This is a genomic window from Brevundimonas sp. GW822-FHT03E11 (genome assembly GCF_058801445.1).
Map to the genome: position 1 here is coordinate 191,292 of NZ_JBXANG010000004.1, position 23,920 is coordinate 215,211.

The window sequence follows — 23,920 nt, forward strand, 5'->3', positions numbered from 1 at the left end:
GAGGGAGTCGCAGGACGGTCAGTCCTCGGGCGGCGGTCCCAGCAGGGCCTCGTCCTCCTCGTCGATCTCGCGCCGCATCCCTTCGAGCGAGGCGGCCACCTCTTCGTGGCTCATGCCCCTGAAGAAGTCGGCGTCGAAGGCGCGGGCCTCGCGGGTCAGGTCGTCGGCCAGGGCGCGCCAGCGCCGGGCGTCCGACGCGCGCCCGCCCTCCACCGCCTCGATGAACCGCAGGCGGGCGGTGCGCGCCAGTTCGTCCAGGTCGATGTCCTCATACAGGGACAGGTCGGTCTCGCCGGGCGGCGGCTCGACCTGATCGCTGCGCCGCCAGCCGTATTTGCGGGCGCGGCGGCGAAAGGCCGACAGACCCAGGTCATGACGCCGACATACGGCCTCGGCGCTGAGACCCGACAGATAGTCGGCGCGGGCCTGGGCCCAGATGCGGGATTCACGGATGCGATAGGGCTGGGTCATGGCCGTATCGGTAAACCGGCGATACGTCAGAGTCGGACGTGGAGCCGAGCCCCCTCCGTCGGCTTTCGCCGACACCTCCCCCAAGGGGGGAGGAATGCGACCGTGATGACCGAAATCCTCCCCCTCTGGGGGAGGTGTCGGCGCAGCCGACGGAGGGGGTCAGGCTAGGCTTTGAGCCGCAGCCCGATCTCCTCCAGCACCCCAGCCAGGTCCGTCAGCACGTCCCGCGCCGGTATGCGCAGCACGGCGACGCCCCTCCGGTTCAGCCAATCGGTGCGGCGGGCGTCATGCCGCGCCTGATCGGGCGTATCATGGCTCGACCCGTCGATCTCGACCGCCAACCGGGCCGTGTCGCAGTAGAAGTCCAGGATATAGGGCCCGATCGGATGCTGGCGCCGGAACCGCGCGCCGCACAGCCCCCGTCTGCGCAACGCCTGCCACAGCAGGACTTCGGGCAGGGTCAGGTTGCGGCGGAGGTCGCGTGCGCGATCCTGGGTTTTGCGGGTCGCATCCATGGCGGGACTGTGTGGCGAGACCGCGTGCGCGGCAAGCCCCCTCCACCACCGCGCGAAGAGGCGCGGCGGTCCCCCTCCCCCAAGGGGGGAGGAATGCGAACGGCGACGACCGAAATCCTCCCCCTCTGGGGGAGGTGTCGGCGCAGCCGACGGAGGGGGTCAGCCGCGGCCCAGCTTCTCGACCAGCCCCCGCGCCGCCGCCGTCACCTCGGCCCAGGTGACCTCGAACCCGGCGTCGTCGCCGAAATAGGGATCGGTCACGGCCTGGCCCTCGCGGCCGGGCACGTGGTCGAGCAGCAGGCTGAGTTCGGCGACCGCGTCGGCGGGTTGGATGCGGCGCAGATCAGCCAGGTTGTCGTGGTCAAGGGCGATGACGTGGGTGAAGCGGCGGAAGTCGGCCGGCGTCACCTGCCGGCCCTGATAGCCGGAAATATCGATCCCATGTTCGCGCGCCACGGCCTGGGCGCGCGGATCGGGCGGGTGGCCGACATGCCAATTCCCCGTGCCGGCGGAGTCGACGATCAGGTCGAGACGCAGGCGCTCAGCCTCGGCGCGGAGGGCGGCCTCGGCGAGGGGGGAGCGACAGATGTTGCCGAGGCAGACGAAGAGGATCGAGGGCATGGGGGGATCTTAGCGGATGGGGTTGCGTCAGGTTAGGCCGCCGTTCCCCCACTCGTCATCCTCGCCCTTGTGGCGAGGATCCAGACTCCCGGTGTGTCCGCAGGGTGCGCGGGCGTCTAGGTCGGGCGTATGGATCCTCGGGACAAGCCCGAGGATGACGGTTTAGGGAACGGTGGGCGGGCGCCGGTGAGGCGTTCACCGCCGCCCGAACAGCTTCTCCAGATCGTGCAGCTTCAACTCCACATAGGTCGGCCGCCCGTGGTTGCACTGGCCCGAATGGGGGGTGGCCTCCATCTGGCGGAGGAGGGCGTTCATTTCGGGGGCGGTGAGGATGCGGCCGGAGCGGACGCTGCCGTGGCAGGCCATGGTTCCGCAGACCTCGGCCATCCGCTCCTTCAGCGTAAGAGCGGCGCCGTGTTCGGCCAGGTCGTCGGCGATGTCGCGGATCAGCCCTTGCACGTCCGTGTCGCCCAGCAGGGCCGGGGTTTCGCGCACCAGGACGGCGCCGGCGCCGAAGGCCTCGACGATCAGGCCCATCTCGGCCAGCTCCTCGGCGCGGGAGGCGACGCGTTCGGCCTCGGCCGGGTCCAGCTCGACCACCTCGGGCGTCAGCAGAGCCTGGCGGGTCACGGCGCCTTGCGCCATCTGGGCCTTCAACCGCTCATAGACCAGCCGCTCGTGGGCGGCGTGCTGATCGACGATGACCAGGCCGTCGCGGGTCTGGGCGACGATATAGTTGGCGTGCAGCTGAGCCCGCGCGGCGCCCAGCGGCAGGTCGATGTCGGAAGGGGGAGGGGCGAGTGGCTGGGGGGCAGTGGCGAGTGGCGAGTGGCGAGTGGCGAGTTCGCCGTATGAGGCGCCGTCCCAGCCGGGTTCGACGCGGGCGCTGCGTTCGTGGAGGCCAGGCAGGACTTGCGCCGCGGCCGCGGGCTGGGACCAGCCTGTCCACCCGGACCAGCCCTCGCCACTCGCCACTCGCCACTCGCCACTCTGCGTCACGCCCGTGTGCGGCCTGAACCCGCTCAGGGCATCCGCCGCCACGGTCGTGCTCGCCCGGTGGCCGGCGGCGTGGAGCGCGTGCCTCAGGGCGCCGACGATGAGGCCGCGCACCAGGGCCGGATCGCGGAACCGGACCTCGGCCTTGGCCGGGTGGACGTTGACGTCCACGTACAGGGGGTCGATGTCGAGGAAGAGGGCGGCGGCCGGGTGCCGGTCGCGCGCCAGGAAGTCGGCATAGGCGCCGCGCAGGGCCCCTTGCAGCAGCCGGTCCTTCACCGGGCGGCCGTTGACGAACAGATACTGATGCGCCGCATTGCCGCGCGAATAGGTGGGCAGGCCCGCATAGCCCGACAGGCGCACCCCGTCCCGCTCCTGATCGATCAAGAGGGCGTTGGCCTCGAAGTCGCGGCCCAGGAGGGCCGACAGCCGTTTCAGCCGGCCCTCGTCGCCGGGATGTTCGGCGGGCAGGCGCAGGGCGACCTTGCCGTCCAGCGACAGGGTGAAGGCGACGGCCTCGTGCGCCATGGCCTGGCGCTTGATCTCTTCGGAAATGGCCATGGCCTCGGCCCGTTCGGACTTCATGAATTTGAGCCGGGCGGGGGTGGCGTAGAAGAGGTCGCGCACCTCGACCCGCGCGCCGTGCGGGCCGGGGAAGGGGGCGGGGGCCAGGGGGCGGGTCGCGCCGCCCTCGACCTGAATGACCCAGGCCTCGGTCGCGTCGCCGGAATCGGACCTAGCTCGGGTGGTGATCGACAGCCGGGCGACCGAGCCGATCGAGGGCAGGGCCTCGCCCCGGAAGCCCAGGGTGTGGATGCGCAGCAGGTCCACGTCGCCGGCGTCGTCGGGCTCCAGCTTGGACGTGGCGTGGCGTTCGACGGCGAGCGGCAGTTCTTCCTTGGGGATGCCCTTGCCGTCGTCGGCGATCAGTATGCGCGACAGGCCGCCGCCGTCGGCCTGGATCTCGATATTGCGGCTCCCGGCGTCCAGGGCGTTCTCGACCAGTTCCTTGATGGCGCTGGCCGGGCGCTCGACCACCTCGCCGGCGGCGATGCGGTTGACGGTTTCGGGGGAGAGGCGGCGAATGGGCATGGGCCGCCAAGATAGGGGGGCGAAGGGATTCGCGCCACGCCGGTCAGGGCCGGACCGTTTCCGTCAGGCGGGGACGGCGGAGGCGGCCGTCTGTTCCAGCAGGGCCTGAAGCGCGCCGATCTGGATCGGCTTGCCCAGGACGCCGTCGGCCCCGGCGGCCCGATAGCGGGCCACGTCGTCCTCGAACACATTGGCCGTCAGCATGTGAATCGGGGTGCGGGGGCGGCCCTCGGCGGCCTCCTCGGCGCGGATCAGCCTGACCGCCTCGACCCCGTCCATCACCGGCATCATGGCGTCCATCAGCACAAGGTCGAACCGGTCGGCGCGCAGGGCGTCCACCGCGTTGCGCCCGTTCTCGACCAGGGCGAGGTCCAGGCCGAACGACTGGAACAAGAGGGCCAGCAGCTTGCGATTGGCCGGATGGTCCTCGGCCGCCAGGACGCGCAGGGCTGGGGGCGCGTCGGGCGTCGGTGCGGGCGGAGCGGCCTCCGCGTCGGCCTCGACGGGGGCGCGCGGGGCGGTGAAACGGAACCAGAAGACGGCGCCCGCGCCCTCGGCCGGACGCACGCCGACGCTTCCGCCCAGCCCCTCGGCGGCGGCGCGGCACAGGGCCAGGCCCAAACCCGCCCCGCCTGCGGCCCGCCCGGCGGCCAGCTGTTCGAACGGCTGGAAGATGCGCTCGCGCTGATCCTCGGGCACGCCGGGGCCCTGGTCGTGGACCTCCAGGCTCAGGTTGATCCGGCCGTCCGCCTGGGGCCGGGCCTGGGCGACCAGGCGGATGGTTCCCGCCGGGGTCAGTTTCAGGGCGTTGGACAGATAGTTGATCAGCACCTGTTCGACCCGCGCCTGATCCGTCAGGACCGCGAAATCGGCAGGGTCGCCGTCCAGCACGACCTCCAGCGTCAGGCCCAGTTCGGCGACGCGGGTGCGCCAGACCCGGGCGATGGCCTCGATCCGGGCGGCGACGTCGACGGGGCCGATCTGAAGATCGGACTGACCCGATTCGATCTTGGAGATGTCCAGCGCCCCGTTCAGCAGCCGCAGCAGCATGCCGCCCGCCTCGGCCATGTCGTCGATGATGACCGCCTCGGCCTTGGGCCGGCGCCGGCCGCGCAGCACCTCGGTCAGGCCCAGGATGACATTCAGAGGGGTGCGGACCTCATGGCTGATCATGGCGAGGAAGCGGGACTTGGCCTTGTTGGCCCGTTCGGCGGCGGCCCGGTCGGTCTCGGCCTGGCCCAGGGCGGCCTGAAGCTGGCGGCTGCGTTCGGTCAGGGCCACCATCAGCTCCACCGTCTCGCGGTCCCCGCGCCACTGACGCCAGGCGGCGGCGATGATGCCCAGGACGAACAGGGCGACGGCGAACTTCAGCGTCGGCGTGGCCTGGGGCTGGTGGGCGGCGATGATCATGGCCGCGATCGACGGCGGCGCCACGGCCGCCAGGAAGCTGCGCCGGCTGATGTGGACCTGAAGGGCGCCCACCATCAGATTGCCCGCCAGCAGCAGCCGCAGATAGTCGATCGTATCGGGCCGAACCCACCAGGCGGCCAGGATGTAGACGGCGTTGTGCGAGGCCAGGCCCAGGGTGATCCATTCGGTCCGAAGACGGAACCGCCGCCCGGCGCCCGGCGCCTCGGGCCGGGTGCGGGCGATCTCCACCGTCCGCCACAAAAGGACATAGAGGCCCAGCTGGATCAGGCCGAAGTTCGCCGCCCAGCCCCAGTCCAGCACCCAGGCGGCCACCAGAATGACGGCGACGATGGTCGTCAGCCGGACCGCGAACATGTCGCGATACCGGTCGGCATAGGCCCGAATATAGTCGGCTTTCTGGATCACGCGGCGGCGCCCCTCTTACGAGCTTCGCCATAAGGGGAGGACCTTAATGAGCCCTCAATCCGGGGGCTAACCGACCTTCACCCGCGTCGCCGCTTCGGGGAGGTCTTCCCCAAACGCCCGCTGGTAGAATTCCGCGATGGTGGGACGTTCCAGTTCGTCGCACTTGTTGAGGAAGGTCAGGCGGAAGCTGAGCGCCACGTCGCCGCCGAAGATCAGGGTGTTCTGGGCCCAGGTGATGACGGTGCGGGGCGACATGACGGTGGAGATGTCGCCGTTCATGAAGGCGTTCCTGGTCATGTCGGCGACGCGGACCATGGCGGCGATGCGGCGGCGCCCTTCCGCGTCCGACCATTCGGGGACCTTGGCGGCGACGATCTCGGCCTCGACGTCGTGGTCGAGGTAGTTCAGCGTGGTGACGATGTTCCAGCGGTCCAGCTGGGCCTGATTGATCTGTTGCGCGCCGTGATACAGGCCCGTGGTGTCGCCCAGGCCGATGGTGTTGGTGGTGGCGAACAGGCGGAAATATTTGTTCGGGCGGATGACGCGGTTCTGGTCCAAGAGCGTCAGGCGGCCTTGCGCCTCCAGCACGCGCTGGATCACGAACATGACGTCGGGACGGCCGGCGTCATATTCGTCGAAGACCAGGGCGACGGGGCGTTGCAGCGACCAGGGCAGTATGCCCTCGCGGAACTCGGTGATCTGCTTGCCGTCCTTCAGGACGATGGCGTCCTTGCCGACCAGGTCGATGCGGCTGACGTGGCTGTCCAGATTGATGCGGACCAGGGGCCAGTTCAGGCGGGCCGCAACCTGTTCGATATGGGTCGACTTGCCGGTGCCGTGATAGCCCTGGACCATGACGCGGCGGTCGAAGGCGAAGCCGGCGCAGATGGCGATCGTGGTCTGAGGGTCGAAGCGATAGGCCTCGTCGATCTCGGGCACATGGCTGTCGCGCTCGGCGAAGGCGGGCACGGTCATGTCGCTGTCGATCCCGAAGGCCTCGCGCAGGGTCACGCGGCGGGTCGGTTCCAGGGTGATCAGCGGATCGGGGGAGGCGTCGAGCGGGGAGGTCATGCCCGAGCGATTAGCGCACGTTGGGGATCACTTAAACCCCGCTCATCCCCGCGAAAGCGGGGATCCCGCTCTTTTGCTCGGCAGTGCGTTGGACGATGCGCTTTTGAAGACGGCGGCGATCATCGCCCAAGGCACTGGGTCCCCGCATTCGCGGGGATGAGCGGAGGTCTTACTTCGCCGCCAGGCGAACGTCGACGTTGCCGCGCGTGGCGTTGGAATAGGGGCAGACCTGGTGGGCCTTTTCGATCAGGTCTTCGATCACAGCCTGGTCCAGGCCGTGGTCGGTGACGGTCAGATCGACGTCCAGGTTGAAGCCTTCGCCCCGGGTGTTCTTGCCGAAGCCGACGCCGGCGGTGATCTTGGTGTCGGGGCCGACGGGCGTGCCCGCCTTGCCGCTGACCAGACGAAGCGCCCCCAGGTAACAGGCCGCATAGCCGGTGGCGAACAGCTGTTCGGGATTGGTCCCGTCGCCGCCCTTTCCGCCCATTTCCTTCGGCGTAGAGAGTTTGACGTCGATCTTGCCGTCGTCGGTGGTCGAGCGGCCGTCTTCGCGGCCGCCGCCCGAGGCGGTGGCCTGGGCGCGGTACAGAACTTCCATGGCGGTCTCCTGTGTTGGGAAGGCTTCAGATGGGGGCTGAACGAGGCAGGGAAAGGGGGCGTTGCATCCGCACCCTAGCCTTTCGGGGCCGACGCGGGCTAAAGCACCAATTCGGGGCGTGTCGTCGGAGTAGGCCGTGAAGATTGCCGAACGCTGGTTCGTATGGGCGGGCATGGTCCTGCTGGGCGGCATCGCCCTGGCGGGGGTGGCGGTGGCCGTCTATGCGGCCTGGCTGTTCCACGACCTGCCCGACGCCTCGGAACTGGCGGACTATCGTCCGCCGACGGCGACGCGAGTCTATGCGGGCGACGGCACCCTGATCGGCGAGTTTTCGGACGAGCGGCGAATCTACGTCTCCTACGATCAGATTCCGGCGACGGTGGTGCAGGCCTTCCTGGCCGCCGAGGACCGCAACTTCTTCCAGCACGGCGGCATCGACGTGGGCGGCATCGGCCGGGCGTCTCTGAAGAACGTCTTCAACCTGGTGCAGGGGCGCCGGCTGGAGGGCGGCTCGACCATCACCCAGCAGGTGGCCAAGAACGTCCTGCTGACCAATGAATCGAGCCTGAACCGCAAGCTGAAGGAAGCCATACTGGCCAATCGCCTGGAGGCGACCCTGTCCAAGGAGCAGATCCTCAGCCTGTATCTGAACGAGATCTTCCTGGGCTACCGGTCGTTCGGCATCGCCTCGGCCGCCTACAACTATTTCGGCAAGTCGCTGAACCAGCTGACGCCGGACGAGGCGGCTTTCCTGGCCTCCCTGCCCAAGGGGCCGAACAACTATCACCCCAAACGTCATCCGGGCGCGGCCAAGGGCCGGCGGGATTGGGTGTTGGGCGAGATGGAGCAGAGCGGCTGGTTGACCCAGGCTCAGCTGGCCGAGGCGCGCGCCCGGCCCCTGGTCACGCGCGACGCGCCGCAGCGGTCGGAATATAAGGACGCGGACTTCTTTGTGGAGGAGGCGCGGCGTCAGGCGGCGGCCAATCCCGATTTCGGCGCCCAGTTGCGCGCCGGCGGCTTCTATATGCGCACCACCCTGGACCCGACCTTGCAGACGGCCGCGCGTCAGGCGCTGATGCAAGGTCTGGAGAACTATGACCGTCGCCACGGCTGGCGCGGAGGGTGGGGCTCGACCGACTTCGCCGAGGGCTGGCAGGCCGCCGCCCTGAAGGAACAGGCGCCGCCCGAACGCCGCAGCTGGCAGGCCGCCGCCATCGAGAGCGTCAGCGGAAACACGGTTCGCATCCGCACGGCCAAGGGCGACGAGAGCGGAACCCTGATCGCCGCCGACGCCGCCTGGGCCAACGCCAATCGGCAGCTGCGGCGCGGCGAGCTGATCTTTGTCGAGAAGAAGAACGGCCAGTTCGCCCTGAAACAGGTGCCGCGCGTCAACGGCGCCCTGGTGGCGATCGAGCCCCAGTCGGGCCGGGTTCTGGCCATGGTGGGCGGCTATTCCTTTGCCCTGTCCAGCTTCAACCGGGCGACCCAGGCCAAGCGACAGCCGGGGTCGGCCTTCAAGCCCTTCGTCTATGCGACGGCGCTGGAGGGGGATTTCACCCCGGCCTCCATCGTTCTGGACGCCCCGATCAGCTTCGCCGGCGGCCCCAACGGCCAGCGCTGGACGCCTGAGAACTACAGCCGGGAATATTACGGACCCCAGACGCTGCGGCGCGGGCTGGAGCTGTCACGCAACGTCATGACGGTGCGCCTGGCCCAGTCGGTCGGCATGAAGAAGATCGTCGATCAGGCCGCCCGGATGGGTATTCCGGGGCTGACGCCGAATCTGTCGGTGTCCCTGGGCGCGGGCGAGGTGACGCCGCTGGAGATCACGGCCGCCTATTCGGCCTTCGCCAACGGCGGACGGCGCGTGACCCCCTATCTGATCGACTATGTTCAGGACCGGGACGGCCAGACCATCTTCCGCGCGGACGCCCGCAACTGCCGCGAATGCGGGCGGGGCTTCTCCGGTCAGGAATCGCCGCGTCTTCAGCCGCGCGGAACCCAGGTGATCGATCCGATCACCGCCTATCAGATGAGTTCGATGCTGGAAGGCGTGGTCCAGCGGGGCACGGCCGCCAGCGCGCGCGGCCTGGGTCGCTGGGTCGCCGGCAAGACCGGCACGACCAATGAATACCGTTCGGCCTGGTTCGTCGGCTTCACCACCGACATAGTGGTCGGGGTCTTCATCGGTTTTGACGACAACCGGTCGCTGGGGTCCGGCGAGGCCGGCGCCTCGGCCGCCGTGCCGGTCTTTACCGAATTCATGCAGACGGCGCTGAAGGAGCGGCCGGCCCGGCCATTCGTGCGGCCCAAGAACGCCGTTTTCCGCACGGTGAATGGGATCGAGGAAGCCTTCCGCCCCGGCACTGAACGCCAGGCGCCGGCCCCGGTCCAGGCCCCGAGCCAGCCGGTCGGACCCCAGAACTATTATGACGTGATCCGTCGCGAACAGGAGGCGGCGGCCGCCGGCGCCAACGCCCCGCCGCCCGCCGCCGCCCCGCCGCCGCCGAAGAAGGCGCCGGCCGAGGACTTGAGCGGACTGTACTGAGGCTCTAGGTAGGCCTTCCGAACGGCGCGTCCTCGTGGCGCGCCGTTCTTCATTCTTTTCGCCCTATCGCGCGACCTGCGGGCCGCGCTGCTTGAGGGCCTAGTGTCGCTGGAGATTGCGATGAGACCGGATGTCGAGGCCATGAAGGCCGACATCGAGCAGAGCGTCGCTCTGCTCAGGAGGCGTCTTTGACTGGGACGTCGCCGTCAGAAAGCTCGATGAGCTGAACGCACGGGTCGAGGACCCGACCCTGTGGGACCGGCCGGAAGAGGCCCAGGCCGTCAGCCGCGACCGTTCGCGCCTGGAAGGCCAGATCAACGCCGTCAAGGCGATGGAGCAGGACCTGGAAGACGGGGTCATGCTGGCCGATATGGCCGATGAAGAAGGCGACGAGGCCGCTCTGGAAGAGGCGCGCGCCCTGTTGCGCGGCATCAAGGAGCGGGCGGCGCGGGCCGAGCTGGAGGCCCTGCTGTCCGGCGAGGCCGACGGAAACGACGCCTATCTGGAAGTCAACTCCGGCGCCGGCGGCACAGAATCCAACGACTGGGCGGGCATGCTGCTGCGGATGTACAGCCGCTGGGCCAAGGCTCACGGCTATGAAGTCACGGTCGAGGCTCAGGAGGACGGCGAACAGGCGGGGGTCAAGTCGGCCACCGTTCTGATCAGCGGCCCCAACGCCTATGGCTGGCTGAAGTCGGAATCCGGCGTCCATCGCCTCGTGCGGATCAGCCCCTATGATGCGGCGGCCAAGCGGCACACCTCGTTCGCCTCGATCGGCGTCTCGCCAGTCGTCGACGACACGATCGAGATCGACATCAATCCGTCCGACGTGCGCACCGACACCTATCGCGCCTCGGGCGCCGGCGGTCAGCACATCAACAAGACGGATTCGGCCGTGCGTCTGACGCACATTCCGACCAATACGGTCGTGTCCTGCCAGACCGGCCGGTCGCAGCACCAGAACCGCGAACAGGCGTGGAAGATGCTGCGGGCGCGTCTGTATGAGCTGGAACTGCAGAAGCGCGAGGCGGCGGCCCAGGCCCTGAACGACGCCAAGACGGACATCGGCTGGGGGCACCAGATCCGATCCTATGTGCTGCAGCCGTATCAAATGGTGAAGGACCTGCGGACCGAGGTCGAGACCTCGGATACGCAAGGGGTGCTGGACGGTGACCTTGACGCCTTCATGGGGGCGGCCTTGGCGGCGCGGGTCGGCCAGACGCGGGGCTCGGTCGCCGATTGACGGCGAGGGCGCGGCCTGATCGCTGAAATCCGGCGATCAGGCCGCGACGCGGATCAGGCGTTCGGCTTCAGGGCCACGACGTCAGCCTTGGCCTCGCTCGCCGGGGCGGGCGTCGGCTGGAGCGCGACGGGGGCGACCGGCGCGGGGGCGGGGGCCTGACGCTGGCCCTGGGCGACGCGGCCCTGGAAGAAGGCGCCGACGTCGATCGACAGCTGTTCGGCGGTGATGTCGCCTTCCACATAGGCTGTGGCGACCAGTTTGATCTGCTTGCCCTGGACGCCGCCGACGATGCGGCCGCGCACTTCGATATAGTCGGCCTGGACATTGCCCTCGACCGCGCCGGTCTCGCCGACGATCAGGCGGCCGACGCGGACGTCGCCCTTGATCTGTCCATCGATCTGCAGATCGCCCGCGCCGGTGATATTGCCTTCAAAGGCCAGGTCGGAGGACAGGGTGGACAGGCCGCGGCCTGGCGTCGTGGCGGCCGGGGCTGCGCCGGGGCGCGGGGCGGCCGGCATGTCCGGCAGCGGCGGAATGGCCGGGGCCGCAGGACGAGGCGACGACGGCGTCGGGGTCGCGGGTTTGCTAATTTTGTTGAACAAGTTGATCTCCTGCTCTGAGGAAGCGTGCGGGGTTCTGCGGCCGGCCGTTCAGCCAGACTTCGTAATGGAGGTGGACGCCGGTCGATCGGCCGGTGGTGCCCATGGCGCCGATCCTCTGGCCGAGCGCGACCGACTGCCCCGGCTGGACGGCCAGGGCGTTCAGATGGGCGTAGCGCGTCTTGAAGCCGCGCCCGTGGTCTATCTCGACCGTATTGCCATACCCTGAACGAACGCCGGCGAAGGAAACGACGCCGGGCGCCGTGGCGTAGATGGGGGTGTTCAGCGGTGCGGCGAAGTCCTGGCCCTGGTGGATGGCGGGACGGCCGTTGAAGGGGTCGAAGCGGACGCCGAAGCCGGAGGTGGTGCGGGCCTGGGTCGGTCGTTTGAACGGCAGCTCTTCGGCGGCCTCCGACAGGGTCCGCATTTCGTTAAGATTGGTCGCCGCGTGGCGGATGCGGACGGCGAAGGGTTCGTCCACGTCCAGAATAGCGGCCAGGGCCCGGGGATCGCGCGCCTCCACCAGGGGGCCGCCCAGCGGTTCGGCGGCGGCGACATAGGCGGCGGGATTGAGGCCGGCGAGGCGGAAGGCCAGCCGGAGCCGTTCGGCGCGGGTCTGGGCGAAGGTCTCCGCTCGATCCAGCAGCCGTTCCTGGTCCAGCCGTACCGCCAGGATGCGCTGGATCGGCGGCATGTCGGGGCGCAGGGGCTTGGGCGCCAAGGCCTGGACCGCCCCGTCCACGCCGTTCAAACCGGTCATGATCTGGGCCAGGGCGGCGTGACGCCGCTCGATCATGGCGGCCGTCTGGTCCAGGGCGCCGTTCGTGGCGGACATGCGGACGACCGCGCTTTCCAGCCGCGCCTGAAGGTCCGCGTTCAGCCGCTCTGACGCGGCGCGCGCGCGGATGACCTCGGAATCGGCGTGGCGCCGGGTCACGATGTCGAAGAGGAAGGCGCCCGAGGCGACCAGAGACCAGACCAAGAAGGCCGATGCCGCCAGGCCGAGCAGGATCTGACGCCGGGCGGTGAGGGCGTAGGCCCGAACCTCGTCATGGCTGCGGAGATAGACGTAACGGACGGGCAAAAAACGATCCATGAAGGAGCGTTTCGGCGCTTTCTCTTCCAGGTCCATAAAGCAACGCCCCCACGTCGAGGTGGGGTTTATCCGCCGCCTTTATGACAGCGGCAAGATGGTTCACCTGTTGTTAACTATCATTTCCGGCCTTTTCGGGCATTTTCACGCAAAAGTGCCTTGAGAATCCCGGAATGCGAGAACCCGCTTGGACGGGATTCCCCTTGAAGGCGATTCGGCGTTCTCAGCCCAAGGCGCGGGCCGCTGCGAGAACCTCGGCGGCGTGGTCGGCGACCTTCACATTGCGCCAGGCGCGGGCGATCCGACCCTGGGCGTCGATCAGGAAGGTGGCGCGTTCGATGCCCATATATTCGCGGCCGTAGAGCTTCTTCTCCACCCAGACGCCCCAGGCCTCGCAGGCGGCGCCGTCCTCGTCGGAGGCCAGGACGACGGCGAGGTCGTACTTGGCCTTGAACTTGTCGTGCTTCTTCACCGTGTCCCTGGACACGCCGATGACCGGGCAGCCCAAGGCGGCGAAGTCGGCGGACAGGGCGGTGAAGTCCTGGGCCTCGCGGGTGCAGCCGGTCGTGTCGTCCTTGGGATAGAAGTAGACGACGGCGGGCTTGCCCCTCAGGGCGGCGAGGGAGATCCGGCCGCCGTTGTCGGTCGGCAGGTCGAGAGCGGGGGCGGGGTGGCGTTCATCGGTCATCGGGTGTCTCACTTACTCCGCTCATCCCCGCGAAGGCGGGGACCCAGTCCTTGGCGTCCTTCATGCCGCCAAGACGAAGGTGATCGTAAAGGTCGAGCCAGTCTGGGTTCTGCCGCTCAATCATCCGCAGTTTCCAAAGCCGGTTCCATTTCTTGATCTGCCGCTCCCGGTGGAAGGCCGCGTCTCTACTTTCATGCGCCTCGTACCAGACGAGCAAATGGACGTCGTACTTCGCCGTGAATCCAGCGAAGGTCTTGTCCCTGTGCTGCCTCACCCGTTGGATCAGATCGTCGGTCGAGCCCGTGTAAAGGGTGCCGTTTCGGCGACTGGCCACGATGTAGGTGAAGAAGGCCAAGCTTTGACACCTATCTGGGTCCCCGCCTACGCGGGGATGAGCGGAGCTGAAAAGTTACCCTAAACGGGCCTAACCAGCACGATCTTCTTCTTGCCGGCCGCCAGCTTGATCACGCCGTCCTTCAGATCGGCCTCGGTCAGCAGCTGGGCGCCGTCGGAGACGGCGACGTCGTTGAGGCGCAAGCCCCCGCCCTGGGCCAGGCGGCGCGCCTCGCCGTTGGAGGCGGTCAGGCCGGCCTTGGTCACGACGGCGGCGATCATGGCGCCGTAGACCTCGGCAGCCGGCAGTTCGACGGTCGGCAGGTCGGCGGACAGCTGACCCTTTTCGAAGGCGCTTTCGGCGGCGGCGCGGGCGGTGGCGGCGGCCTCGGCCCCGTGCAGCAGGGTGGTGGCGGCGTCGGCCAGGGCCTTCTTGGCCTCGTTGATGGCCGCGCCCTCCAGGGCTTCGTATTCGGCGATCTGCTCCAGGCTGAGGTCCGTGAACAGGCGCATGAAGCGGCCGACGTCGGCGTCCTCGGCGTTGCGCCAGAACTGCCAGTAGTCATAGGGGCTCAGCTGTTCGGCGTTCAGCCAGACGGCGCCCTGGGCGGTCTTGCCCATCTTGCCGCCCGAGGCTGTGGTCAGAAGCGGGGTGGTCAGGCCGAAGGCGGCCTTCTGGTCCACCCGGCGCACCAGATCCACGCCCGAGGTGATATTGCCCCACTGGTCCGACCCGCCCATCTGCAGCGTGACCTTCAGGCTGCGGTTCAGCTCCAGGAAGTCCACCGACTGCATCAGCATGTAGTTGAACTCGAGGAAGGTCATCGGCTGTTCGCGTTCCAGCCGCAGCTTGACCGAGTCGAAGCTCAGCATCCGGTTGACGGTGAAATGGGTGCCGAAGTCGCGCAGGAACTGGATGTAGCCGTAGGTCGACAGCCAGTCGTCGTTATTGACCATGACCGCATCGGTCGGGCCGTCGCCGAAGGTCAGGAATTTGGCGAAGACCGTCTTGATGGAGTCGATGTTCGACTGGATCGTCTCTTGGGTCAGCTGGGGGCGCGACGCATCCTTGCCGGTCGGGTCGCCGACCTTGGTGGTGCCGCCGCCCATCAGGACGATGGGCTTGCCGCCCGCCTGCTGGAGCCGGCGCAGCATCATGACCGAGATCAGGTTTCCGACATGAAGGCTCTTGGCCGTGGCGTCGAAGCCGACATAGCCGACAAGCCCGCCCGAGGCGGCCGCCTCGTCCAGCTCGGTCGGATGGGTGATCTGATGGATGTAGCCGCGCGCCTGGAGGGTGCGGAGGAAGTCGGATTTGAAAGCTTGGTCGGTCATGGCGGAGGCTCCGTTAGCAGGGATGCCGGCGGTCGTCTTCCATTTCCGAAGAGCGCGTCGCCAGCGAAGGCGGCGCAGGTTCGCGGGCCGCTCGCTTACAGCGGGCGGTAATACAGGCCGGCGATGGCGCGGGCGGCGAACATGGGGTCTGGATAGGGCGGAGCGTTGACCGGCGTCAAGCCTGCGCTACGAAGACGGGATGCGTCTGCCCTTGATCCCGCACCCGACCTGTTCCCCCGCCGGGCTGACGCTGGAGGTCGAGGCGCGACGGGCGGGGCGGGTGTTGAGCCTGGAGTATCTGTTGGCCGGGCCGGTCGAGAGGGTGCGGTGGCCGCAGGCGGCGGCGCGGGTGAGGACGGACGAACTGTGGCGAACGACCTGTTTCGAGGCCTTCGTGCGGACGGAGGGCGGCTATGTCGAATATAATCTGTCGCCGTCGGGGGCCTGGGCGGCCTATCGGTTCGACGGCTATCGCGAGGGGATGCGGGGGCTGGAGATCGCGGCGCCCTTCATCGTCACGCGCATGGCCCAGGGGCGGTTCGTTCTGACGGTCGATGTGGAGCTGCCCGAGGATGCGACGGGGCCGGTCGGGCTGACGGCAGTGGTCGAGGGTCTGGACGGGGCGATCGCCTATTGGGCCCTGGCGCATCCATCGGATAAGCCGGACTTTCATCATCCCGACTCGTTCGCGCTGGAACTGCCATGAATTTCGGTCTCGACCGCCTGCTGTCCGACGACGCCGTGAGGGGGCAGCTGAAGGGGCGGCGCGTGGCCTTGCTGGCGCACCCGGCCTCGGTGACGAAGGACCTGGGTCATGCGGTGGACGCCCTGGCCGCCTGTCCCGAGATCGAGCTGACCGCCGCCTTCGGGCCGCAGCACGGGATGAAGGGCGATCTGCAGGACAATATGATGGAGAGCCCGGATTATCGCGATCCGGTGCACGGCTTCCCCGTCTTCAGCCTGTACGGCGAGGTGCGGCGGCCCAAGGACGAGTGGATGGAGACGTTCGACGTCGTCCTGATCGACCTGCAGGACCTGGGCTGCCGCATCTACACCTATGTGACGACGCTTCTATATGTGCTGGAGGCGGCGGCGAAACACGGCAAGTCGGTCTGGGTGCTGGACCGGCCCAATCCGGCGGGGCGGCCGGTCGAGGGGATGACGCTGAAGCCCGGCTGGGAGAGTTTCGTCGGGGCCGGGCCGATGCCGATGCGGCACGGCATGACGATGGGCGAACTGGGCCTGTGGTTCATCGACCGGTTCAGGCTGGATGTGGACTACCGCGTCGTGGAGATGCAGGGCTGGGCCCCCGAGGCGGGGCCGGGCTTCGGCTGGCCACTGGGCGAGCGGGCCTGGGTCAATCCCAGCCCCAATGCGCCGAACCTGTCGATGGCGCGCTGCTACGCAGGGACGGTGATGCTGGAGGGGGCGACCCTGTCGGAAGGCCGGGGCACGACCCGGCCGCTGGAGCTGTTCGGGGCGCCCGACATAGACGCGCGGGCGGTGATCGCCGAGATGCACGCCCTGGCGCCGGAGTGGCTGGGCGGCGGCGTGCTGCGTGACATGTGGTTCGAGCCGACCTTCCACAAACATGTCGGCAAACTGTGCAGCGGGGTGCAGATCCATGTCGATCACCCCGGCTATGACCACGCCGCCTTCAGGCCGTGGCGGGTGCAGGCCCTGGGCTTCAAGGCGATCCGGCGGCTGTATCCCGACTACGATCTGTGGCGGGATTTTCCTTATGAATATGCGTTCGGGAAACTGCCCATCGACGTGATCAACGGCGGGCCGGGTCTGCGGGAATGGGTGGACGATGCGGCGGCGGGGCCGGGGGATCTGGATGCGGCGACGCGCCCGGATGAGGCGGCGTGGGAAGAGGCGCGGCGGGCGTTCCTGCTGTATTGATTTCACCTCTCGTCATCCTCGCCCTTGTGGCGAGGATCCAGACTCCCGGTGTTTGCCGTGTGTGCACGCTGTCCAAACACCGGGAGTCTGGATCCTCGGGACAAGCCCGAGGATGACGGAGAGGGCGAAGGCGGGGTGGCTGAGCTTGGGAAGGGGCGAGGCGGGCGTTCCTGTTGGATTGATGTCGCTTTTCGTCATCCTCGGGCTTGACCCGAGGATCGAGCGTTGAGGCGCGTGTGCGTCTGTTCCGGCGCAATGCGGCGAATAATCCGGTCCTCGGGTCGAGCCCGAGGACGACGGAGTTGGGCGGGGTGATGGATATAACCAAAATCTATCACGCATCTGCAAATAAGTGATTGGGCTTATCTGCTGCGATGCGGTAGGAAGCGGGCCTCCCCAACCTCCCAACGGAATGGAAGCCCTGCATGGCCCTCATCAACACGACCATCAAACCCTTCACGGCCGAGGCCTATAAGGACGGCAAGTTCCTGACCGTCACCGAGGCCGATGTGGCGGGCAAGTGGGCGATCTTCTTCTTCTATCCGGCCGACTTCACCTTCGTCTGCCCGACCGAGCTGGAAGACCTGGCCGACAACTACGCCGAGTTCCAGAAGCTGGGCGTCGAGATCTATTCGGTGTCGACCGACACCCATTTCTCGCACAAGGCCTGGCACGACTCCTCCCCGGCCATCGGCAAGATCACCTACACCATGCTGGGCGATCCCTCGGGCCTGGTGACCAACAACTTCGACGCCATGCGGCCGGGCGTGGGCCTGGCCGACCGTGCGACCTTCCTGGTCGATCCGGACGGCGTGATCCAGTTCACCGAGACCACCTCGGAAGGCATCGGCCGCAACGCCGCCGAACTGCTGCGCAAGGTCAAGGCCGCGCAATATGTGCGGTCGCATCCGGGTGAAGTCTGCCCGGCCAAGTGGGAAGAGGGCGAAGCCACCCTGGCGCCGTCGCTCGACCTCGTCGGCAAGATCTAAGACGGAACGCCTATCGGGTCCGGCCTTCGGGTCGGACCCACCCGGCCGCCGCCCTGTTTCGTGGGGGCCGGACCCTATCGCGCAAGCCTCGCCGGGATCGGCTCGAAGGCGGCGCGTCACCCTGGAATTCGAGGACTGCCCCATGCTGGACGCCAATCTGAAATCTCAGCTCGAGAGCTACCTCAAGAACATCGTCCATCCGGTCGAACTGGTCGCCTCTCTGGGCGCCGGGCCCAAGTCGCAGGAGCTGAAGACCCTGCTGGAGGAGATCGTCTCGGTTTCGCACGGCAAGGTCGAGATGGGCCGCGACTATGACGACGAACGCCAGCCCAGCTTCCTGATCCGCAGGAAGGGCACGGACATCGGCGTGCGGTTCGCGGGGATTCCGCTGGGCCACGAGTTCACCTCTCTGGTTCTCGCCCTGCTGCACGTCGGCGGCCATCCGTCCAAGGCGGCGCAGGAGGTGATCCAGCAGGTCAAGGACCTGGAGGGCGACTATGTGTTCGAGACCTATTTCTCGCTGTCGTGCCAGAACTGCCCCGACGTGGTGCAGGCCCTGAACCTGATGAGCGTGCTGAATCCGCGCATCAAACACGTCGCCATCGAGGGCGGCCTGTTCAAGGACGAGGTCGAGGAGCGCAAGATCATGGCCGTGCCGACGGTCTTCCTGAACGGCGAACTGTTCGGCCAGGGCCGGATGGAGCTGGAGCAGATCGTCGCCAAGCTGGATTCGGGCGCCGAGGCGCGGGCCGCCGAGCGGCTGAAGGCCAAGGACCCGTTCGACGTCCTGGTGGTCGGCGGCGGTCCCGCCGGGGCGGCGGCCGCCATCTATACGGCGCGCAAGGGCATCCGCACCGGCATCGTGGCCGAACGGTTCGGCGGCCAGGTGCTGGACACCATGGCGATCGAGAACTTCATCTCGGTGCCCCATACCGAGGGGCCGAAACTGGCCGCCCATCTGGAGCAGCATGTCCGCGAATATGAGGTGGACCTGATGAACCTGCAGAAGGCGGCCAAGCTGATCCCGGCCAAGGTTCCGGGCGGTCTGCACGAGGTGGTGCTGGAGAACGGCGCCAGTCTGAAGTCGCGCACCGTCATCCTGTCGACCGGCGCCCGCTGGCGGCAGATGAATGTGCCGGGCGAGGACCAGTACAAGAACAAGGGTGTGGCCTATTGCCCGCACTGCGACGGGCCGCTGTTCAAGGGCAAGCGGGTGGCGGTGATCGGCGGCGGAAACTCCGGCGTCGAGGCGGCGATCGACCTGGCGGGCATCGTGGCCCATGTGACCCTGATCGAATACGACAGCGAACTGCGGGCCGATGCGGTGCTGCAACGCAAGCTGGCGACCCTGCCGAACGTGCGGATCGTCACCTCGGCCCTGACGACCGAGGTGCGCGGCGACGGCGAGAAGGTGACGGGCCTGGTCTACAAGGACCGCAACTCCGACGCCCATCACGACGTCGATCTGGAAGGCGTCTTCGTCCAGATCGGCCTGGTGCCGAACACCGAATGGCTGCACGGCGCCGTCGCCCTGACGACGCGCGGCGAGATCGAAGTGGATCACCGGGGCGAGACGTCTCAGCCGGGCGTCTTCGGGGCGGGCGACGTGACGACCGTGCCCTATAAGCAGATCGTGGTGGCGATGGGCGAGGGTTCCAAGGCGGGCCTGGCCGCCTTCGACTATATGATCCGCACCGTCCCGGCCGAAGAGGCGGTCGAGGCGGCCTGACGTCCAGGGCGGTTTTCGCTGCAAGGCGAACCGTGTAAGCGCAGGCCAGGTTTAAGGCGGAGCGCGATATGACGGCGGCATCCTCGGGCCGGCTGTGGGGCGTCGCCTCCGGCCTGGGCGCAGGCGCAATGTGGGGGCTGGTCTTCCTGGCGCCCAAGTTTGCGCCCGAGGCCTCGCCCCTGTTGCTGACCGCCGGGCGGTATCTGGCCTATGGGCTGATCGCCGCCGTCCTGATCGCCCCGCGCTGGCGGCGGCTGGCGCCCTTGATCGAGGCGCGGACATGGCGCGCCCTGGTCTGGCTGAGCCTGGCGGGCAATCTGGTCTATTTCGCCTTTGTCGTGGTCGCGGTGCATCTGGCCGGGGTGGCGGCCTCGGCACTGATCGTCGGCATGGTGCCGGTGGTGGTGGCCCTGTGGGGGCTGAGGGACCGCAGCGGACCGTCCCTGTCGCGCGCGGCGCCCCCCATCGTCCTGGCCGCCCTGGCGGTGGCCCTGATCGGCTGGCGGGCCCTGGCTCAGGGGGAGGCGGGGGCGGAGGGACCGACGGGGGCTCAGGCCCTGATCGGCCTGGTCTGCGCCCTGGGCGCCCTGGCGTCCTGGTCGGCCTATGCGGTGGGCAATAGCCGCTGGATGGCGCGGCTGCCCGAGGTCTCGCCCCATGACTGGTCCCTGCTGACCGGCGTCGTGACCGGCGGCCTGGCATTGATCCTGGCGGTCCCGGCGGTTTGGACCGCCCAGGACTGGAGCGGGGGGCAGTGGCTGCATCTGGCGGGGGTCTGCCTGGGCGTGGCCCTGTTGGCCTCCATCATCGGCAACGCCCTGTGGAACCAGGCCAGCCGCCGCCTGCCCCTGTCCATGCTTGGCCAGATGATCGTGTTCGAGACGGTGTTCGCCTTCGTCTACGGCTATGTCTGGGAGGGGCGGGGGCCGGCCCTGGTGGAGATACTGGCCATACTGATGATGATCGTCAGCGTCATCTGGTGCGTGCGCGCCCACGCCCCGCCACGCGGCGCGGAGGAGCCGCCGCACTGATCACGGCGGCTCAGTGCAGCTTGAGCCGACCCGAGACGCGGCGGTGCAGTAGCCGCGACAAGGCCAGGATGACGGTGCGACGGACGCCCAGAATGGCCCGGTGGTGGTCCAGGTGCAGGGCCATATAGGCCCATTTGGCGATCAGCCCCTCGATCAGGAAGTTCGGTCCGCTCAGATTGCCCATCAGCGATCCCACGCCCCGGTCCCCGCCCAGCGACACCAGCGAGCCCCGGTCGCGATAGACATAGGGGCCGGGATCGCGGGCAGGGTCCGCCAGGGCCTGGGCCAGATAGGCGGCCTGCTGGGCGGCCGCCTGGGCGCGAGCGGGGACCGGGCGCCCCTCGGGGCCTGGCGCTTCGGCGCAGTCGCCCAGGGCGTAGATGTCGGGCGCGGAGGTCCGCAGCCGGTCGTCTACGACGAACTGGTTGAGACGTCCCGTCGTCAGGCCGAGGTCGCGGTTGGTCTCGGCGGCCTTGACCCCGGCGGCCCAGACGATCAGGTCGGCGGGGACTGCGCCTCTGGACGTCTCCAGCCGGTCGGCATGGACGGCCTGGACCTTGGCGTCGGTCAGCAGCCTCACCCCCTTGGCCTCCAGGGCCTGGGCCGCCTTGGTCGAAACCCGTTCCGGAAGACCGCCCAGGATACGGGGCGCGGCCTCCACAATGGTGACGTCGATGTCGAACCTCTGGTCCGGCGTCAGGCCCGCAGACAGTTCGTCATGGCCTTCGATCAGTTCGGTGGAGAGCTCCACCCCCGTCGCGCCGGCCCCGACGATGGCGATGCTCAGCCTGCGATCATCCGAATAGGCCGCAGCCAGGAAGGCGCTGGTCAAGCGTTTGTTGAAAGCCTCGGCGTCGGCGACGTCTTCCAGAAGATGGGCGTGTTCGGCGGCGCCGGGCGTGTTGAACAGGTTCGAGCCGCTGCCGATCGCCAGGACCAGGGTGTTGAAGGCCAGGGTGCGCGGGGCGACCAGCACGGCGCCGTCCTGATCGCGGATTTCGCCCAGGGTCAGGGTCTTGTTCGCCGGATCGAGGCCGGTCAGGTCGCCGAAGGCGAAGCTGAAATGGTTGCGGCGCGCCAAGACCGGATAGGACAGGCCCTCCTGATGGCTGTCCAGCGACCCCGCCGCCACCTCGTGCAGGCTGGGCTTCCACAGGTGGAAGATGGAGCGGTCGATCAGCAGGACGCGCCGGCGTCCCTGGCGCGGACCGAACCGACGACCGAGGCGGGCGGCCAGCTCAAGCCCGCCTGCGCCGCCGCCGATGATGACGATGTCATGAACGGGCCGCGGCGCGGCGGCAGGGGAGGAGGAAGCGGTTTGCGTCATGGGGATCTAGCGAGGCCTTCTCGGCAGGGTTCCACTGGCCCCTATGTGGACCCGGCGAGACCGTTTGTCGCGCCCGTTGACGCGCATTCGGCTCTATCTTAGCCATAAGAGGCGGCGATCCGGGCTCCTCTGGCGATCCTTCCGATCGCGATGTCGGCCGCCTCTCGACATTGATGGAGGTAGACGTGGATTTTCTGCTGGCCGAATGGCTGGGCAAGCCCGCATGGATGTGGGTCGGCTTTATCGGAATCGTAGCCCTGCTGCTGGCGCTCGACCTGGGCGTTCTGAACCGCAAGGATCATGAAATCGGGGTTCGCGAGAGCCTGCTGCTGTCTTCGATGTACATTGCGATCGCCCTGGCGTTCGGCGGCTTCGTCTGGTGGGAGCTGGGGTCGGAAAAGGGGCTGGAATATCTGACCGGCTTTGCGATCGAAAAGAGCCTGGCGATGGACAATGTCTTCGTCATCGCCATGATCTTCGGGGCCTTTTCCATACCGCGCATCTACCAGCACCGGGTGCTGTTCTGGGGCATCGTCGGGGTGATCGTCCTGCGGGCCCTGATGATCGCGGGCGGGGCGGCCCTGGTCAGCCGCTATGAGTGGGTGCTGTATCTTTTCGCGGCCTTCCTGGTCTTTACCGGGATCAAGATGTTCGCCGCTCGCCACGAGACCGAGCAGGACATCGCCGACAATCGGCTGCTGGCCTGGCTGCGTCGCCGCCTGCCGGTGACGGAGACCCTGCACGGACACGCCTTCTTCGTCCGCCAGCCGAACAAGGCGGGCCGGACGGCGCTGCACGTCACGCCGCTGTTTCTCGCCCTGCTGATGATCGAACTGGCGGATGTGGTGTTCGCGGTGGATTCGGTGCCGGCCATCTTCGCCATCACCACCGACCCCTATATCGTCTACACCTCGAACATCTTCGCCATTCTGGGCCTGCGGGCGCTGTATTTCGCCCTGGCGGCGGTCATCCACCGCTTCGCCTATCTGAAACAGGCCCTGGCCGTGCTGCTGATCTTCATCGGCGGCAAGGTGATCGCCGCGCCCCTGATGGGACTGGACAAGATCCCGCCCGCCGTCTCGCTGAGCGTGACGGCGGCCATATTGGCCGCAGGCGTCGGCTATTCGCTGTGGCGGACCCGATCGGAGGACGCCAAGCCCGTGTGAACCGAGAGGCCGGCCTGACGATCAGGCCGGCTTTTCTTCCAGCCGCTTGTCCAGATAGGCGCCGACGCGGCGATCGACGGCGGCCATATGGTCCTGCCAGAAGTGGCTGGCGCCCTCTTCCAGCTCATAGTCGATGACGATGCCCTTCTGGGTGCGCAGCTTGTTGACCACCCGCTCGACCTCGACGGGCGGGACGATGGTGTCGGCCGTGCCGTGCAGGAACAGACCCGAGGCGGGGCAGGGCGCCAGGAAGCTGAAGTCGTACATGTTGGACGGGGGCGAAACCGAGATGAAGCCGTCGGTCTCGGGTCGGCGCATCAGAAGTTGCATGCCGATATAGGCGCCGAACTGATAGCCCGCGACCCAGGTCTGGCTGGCGCCGGGATTGTTGGCCTGAAGCCAGTCCAGCGCCGTGGCCGCGTCCGCCAGCTCGCCGATGCCGGAATCGAATTCGCCCTGCGACTTGCCGACGCCGCGCGAATTATAGCGCAGGGTGGCGAAGCCGCGCTGCTGGAACAACTGGTGCAGGGTGACGGCGACCGGATTGTTCATATGACCGCCCGCCTTGGGATGCGGGTGCAGGATCAGGGCGATCGGGGCGTTCGGGCGCTTGCCCGGAGAATAGCGGCCTTCGATGCGGCCGGAGGCGCCGGGCAGGATGACTTCAGGCATAGGGGCTCTGGAATCCGTTCAACTGTCATTTCGCGCGAGCGTAATACTTGACCGCCGAGGTG

22 protein-coding genes are annotated in these 23,920 nt (G+C 68.0%); 8 read left to right on the top strand and 14 right to left on the bottom strand.

The genetic code is table 11. The features are described 5' to 3' along the window. Positions 1 to 18: 18 nt before the first annotated feature. The 7 genes from AC1RKE_RS08590 to AC1RKE_RS08620 all read right to left on the bottom strand — a co-directional run bounded on the left by AC1RKE_RS08590 (position 19) and on the right by AC1RKE_RS08620 (position 7,200). Complete coding sequence (locus AC1RKE_RS08590) at positions 19 to 471, bottom strand: hypothetical protein (protein ID WP_348685248.1); 453 nt, start codon at positions 469 to 471, stop codon at positions 19 to 21. 164 nt (positions 472 to 635) lie between these two features. Then, positions 636 to 986, bottom strand: a complete 351-nt coding sequence (locus AC1RKE_RS08595) for an endonuclease domain-containing protein (RefSeq protein WP_395942228.1) — start codon at positions 984 to 986, stop codon at positions 636 to 638. Positions 987 to 1,145: 159 nt separating this feature from the next. Continuing rightward, positions 1,146 to 1,607 carry a low molecular weight protein-tyrosine-phosphatase gene (locus AC1RKE_RS08600; protein WP_395942239.1) on the bottom strand — a complete coding sequence of 154 codons (462 nt, stop codon included), beginning with the start codon at positions 1,605 to 1,607 and terminating at the stop codon, positions 1,146 to 1,148. 195 nt (positions 1,608 to 1,802) lie between these two features. Beyond that, positions 1,803 to 3,695, bottom strand: coding sequence for a DNA mismatch repair endonuclease MutL (mutL, locus tag AC1RKE_RS08605; protein ID WP_395942240.1), 1,893 nt, complete (start codon positions 3,693 to 3,695; stop codon positions 1,803 to 1,805). Between the two features lie 63 nt (positions 3,696 to 3,758). Further along, positions 3,759 to 5,531 carry a response regulator gene (locus AC1RKE_RS08610; protein WP_348683689.1) on the bottom strand — a complete coding sequence of 591 codons (1,773 nt, stop codon included), beginning with the start codon at positions 5,529 to 5,531 and terminating at the stop codon, positions 3,759 to 3,761. A 66-nt stretch (positions 5,532 to 5,597) separates the two neighbouring features. Then, entirely contained in the window at positions 5,598 to 6,602 is a 1,005-nt protein-coding gene (cobS, locus tag AC1RKE_RS08615; protein WP_348683688.1) for a cobaltochelatase subunit CobS, read from the bottom strand. Positions 6,603 to 6,771: 169 nt separating this feature from the next. Further along, on the bottom strand, positions 6,772 to 7,200 hold the full coding sequence (locus tag AC1RKE_RS08620) for an organic hydroperoxide resistance protein (RefSeq protein ID WP_152950162.1): 429 nt from the start codon (positions 7,198 to 7,200) through the stop codon (positions 6,772 to 6,774). 136 nt (positions 7,201 to 7,336) lie between these two features. On the opposite strand from AC1RKE_RS08620, the gene AC1RKE_RS08625 reads away from it, so the two are divergent. Continuing rightward, positions 7,337 to 9,748: a penicillin-binding protein 1A gene (locus AC1RKE_RS08625; RefSeq protein ID WP_348683687.1), complete on the top strand. Its 2,412-nt coding sequence runs from the start codon at positions 7,337 to 7,339 to the stop codon at positions 9,746 to 9,748. Between the two features lie 120 nt (positions 9,749 to 9,868). Continuing rightward, positions 9,869 to 10,991 (top strand): peptide chain release factor 2 gene (prfB, locus tag AC1RKE_RS08630; protein ID WP_152950166.1). Its coding sequence is split into 2 segments (ribosomal slippage): positions 9,869 to 9,937 and positions 9,939 to 10,991, totalling 1,122 coding nucleotides; the frame shifts between segments, so codons are not numbered across the junction. A 53-nt stretch (positions 10,992 to 11,044) separates the two neighbouring features. Here prfB and AC1RKE_RS08635 read toward each other — a convergent pair. The 5 genes from AC1RKE_RS08635 to tyrS all read right to left on the bottom strand — a co-directional run bounded on the left by AC1RKE_RS08635 (position 11,045) and on the right by tyrS (position 15,039). Further along, a complete protein-coding gene (locus AC1RKE_RS08635) occupies positions 11,045 to 11,593 on the bottom strand; it encodes a bactofilin family protein (protein WP_224762143.1) in 549 nt (182 codons plus the stop codon). Beyond that, the gene (locus AC1RKE_RS08640) at positions 11,577 to 12,686 is read right to left on the bottom strand and encodes a peptidoglycan DD-metalloendopeptidase family protein (RefSeq protein ID WP_348683686.1); all 1,110 of its coding nucleotides are present in this window, start codon (positions 12,684 to 12,686) and stop codon (positions 11,577 to 11,579) included. Before AC1RKE_RS08640 ends, AC1RKE_RS08635 begins: the two co-directional genes overlap by 17 nt. Positions 12,687 to 12,906: 220 nt before the next feature. After that, entirely contained in the window at positions 12,907 to 13,371 is a 465-nt protein-coding gene (locus AC1RKE_RS08645; RefSeq protein ID WP_348683685.1) for a peroxiredoxin, read from the bottom strand. Further along, entirely contained in the window at positions 13,361 to 13,726 is a 366-nt protein-coding gene (locus AC1RKE_RS08650) for a GIY-YIG nuclease family protein (RefSeq protein WP_054765613.1), read from the bottom strand. Before AC1RKE_RS08650 ends, AC1RKE_RS08645 begins: the two co-directional genes overlap by 11 nt. A 59-nt stretch (positions 13,727 to 13,785) precedes the next feature. Then, positions 13,786 to 15,039, bottom strand: coding sequence for a tyrosine--tRNA ligase (gene tyrS / locus AC1RKE_RS08655; RefSeq protein ID WP_348683684.1), 1,254 nt, complete (start codon positions 15,037 to 15,039; stop codon positions 13,786 to 13,788). Between the two features lie 199 nt (positions 15,040 to 15,238). On the opposite strand from tyrS, the gene AC1RKE_RS08660 reads away from it, so the two are divergent. From AC1RKE_RS08660 to AC1RKE_RS08680, 5 genes are all read left to right on the top strand, one after another. Then, the gene (locus AC1RKE_RS08660) at positions 15,239 to 15,745 is read left to right on the top strand and encodes a DOMON-like domain-containing protein (protein ID WP_348683682.1); all 507 of its coding nucleotides are present in this window, start codon (positions 15,239 to 15,241) and stop codon (positions 15,743 to 15,745) included. Continuing rightward, positions 15,742 to 16,944 carry an exo-beta-N-acetylmuramidase NamZ family protein gene (locus tag AC1RKE_RS08665; protein WP_492896841.1) on the top strand — a complete coding sequence of 401 codons (1,203 nt, stop codon included), beginning with the start codon at positions 15,742 to 15,744 and terminating at the stop codon, positions 16,942 to 16,944. Before AC1RKE_RS08660 ends, AC1RKE_RS08665 begins: the two co-directional genes overlap by 4 nt. Before the next feature lie 425 nt (positions 16,945 to 17,369). After that, complete coding sequence (gene ahpC, locus AC1RKE_RS08670) at positions 17,370 to 17,933, top strand: alkyl hydroperoxide reductase subunit C (RefSeq protein WP_464158466.1); 564 nt, start codon at positions 17,370 to 17,372, stop codon at positions 17,931 to 17,933. A 142-nt stretch (positions 17,934 to 18,075) separates the two neighbouring features. Beyond that, positions 18,076 to 19,662: an alkyl hydroperoxide reductase subunit F gene (gene ahpF, locus AC1RKE_RS08675; RefSeq protein ID WP_492896843.1), complete on the top strand. Its 1,587-nt coding sequence runs from the start codon at positions 18,076 to 18,078 to the stop codon at positions 19,660 to 19,662. A gap of 68 nt (positions 19,663 to 19,730) precedes the next feature. Beyond that, positions 19,731 to 20,693 (top strand): DMT family transporter, encoded by a 963-nt coding sequence (locus AC1RKE_RS08680; RefSeq protein ID WP_348684027.1) that lies wholly within the window; start codon positions 19,731 to 19,733, stop codon positions 20,691 to 20,693. A 10-nt stretch (positions 20,694 to 20,703) separates the two neighbouring features. Here the strand turns inward: AC1RKE_RS08680 and AC1RKE_RS08685 are convergent, their stop codons facing one another. Continuing rightward, the gene (locus AC1RKE_RS08685; RefSeq protein WP_348684025.1) at positions 20,704 to 22,020 is read right to left on the bottom strand and encodes an NAD(P)/FAD-dependent oxidoreductase; all 1,317 of its coding nucleotides are present in this window, start codon (positions 22,018 to 22,020) and stop codon (positions 20,704 to 20,706) included. A 173-nt stretch (positions 22,021 to 22,193) separates the two neighbouring features. On the opposite strand from AC1RKE_RS08685, the gene AC1RKE_RS08690 reads away from it, so the two are divergent. Further along, on the top strand, positions 22,194 to 23,186 hold the full coding sequence (locus tag AC1RKE_RS08690; protein ID WP_483458124.1) for a TerC family protein: 993 nt from the start codon (positions 22,194 to 22,196) through the stop codon (positions 23,184 to 23,186). A gap of 21 nt (positions 23,187 to 23,207) precedes the next feature. Here the strand turns inward: AC1RKE_RS08690 and AC1RKE_RS08695 are convergent, their stop codons facing one another. Continuing rightward, positions 23,208 to 23,858 carry an alpha/beta hydrolase gene (locus AC1RKE_RS08695; protein ID WP_054765621.1) on the bottom strand — a complete coding sequence of 217 codons (651 nt, stop codon included), beginning with the start codon at positions 23,856 to 23,858 and terminating at the stop codon, positions 23,208 to 23,210. Between the last annotated feature and the right edge of the window lie 62 nt (positions 23,859 to 23,920).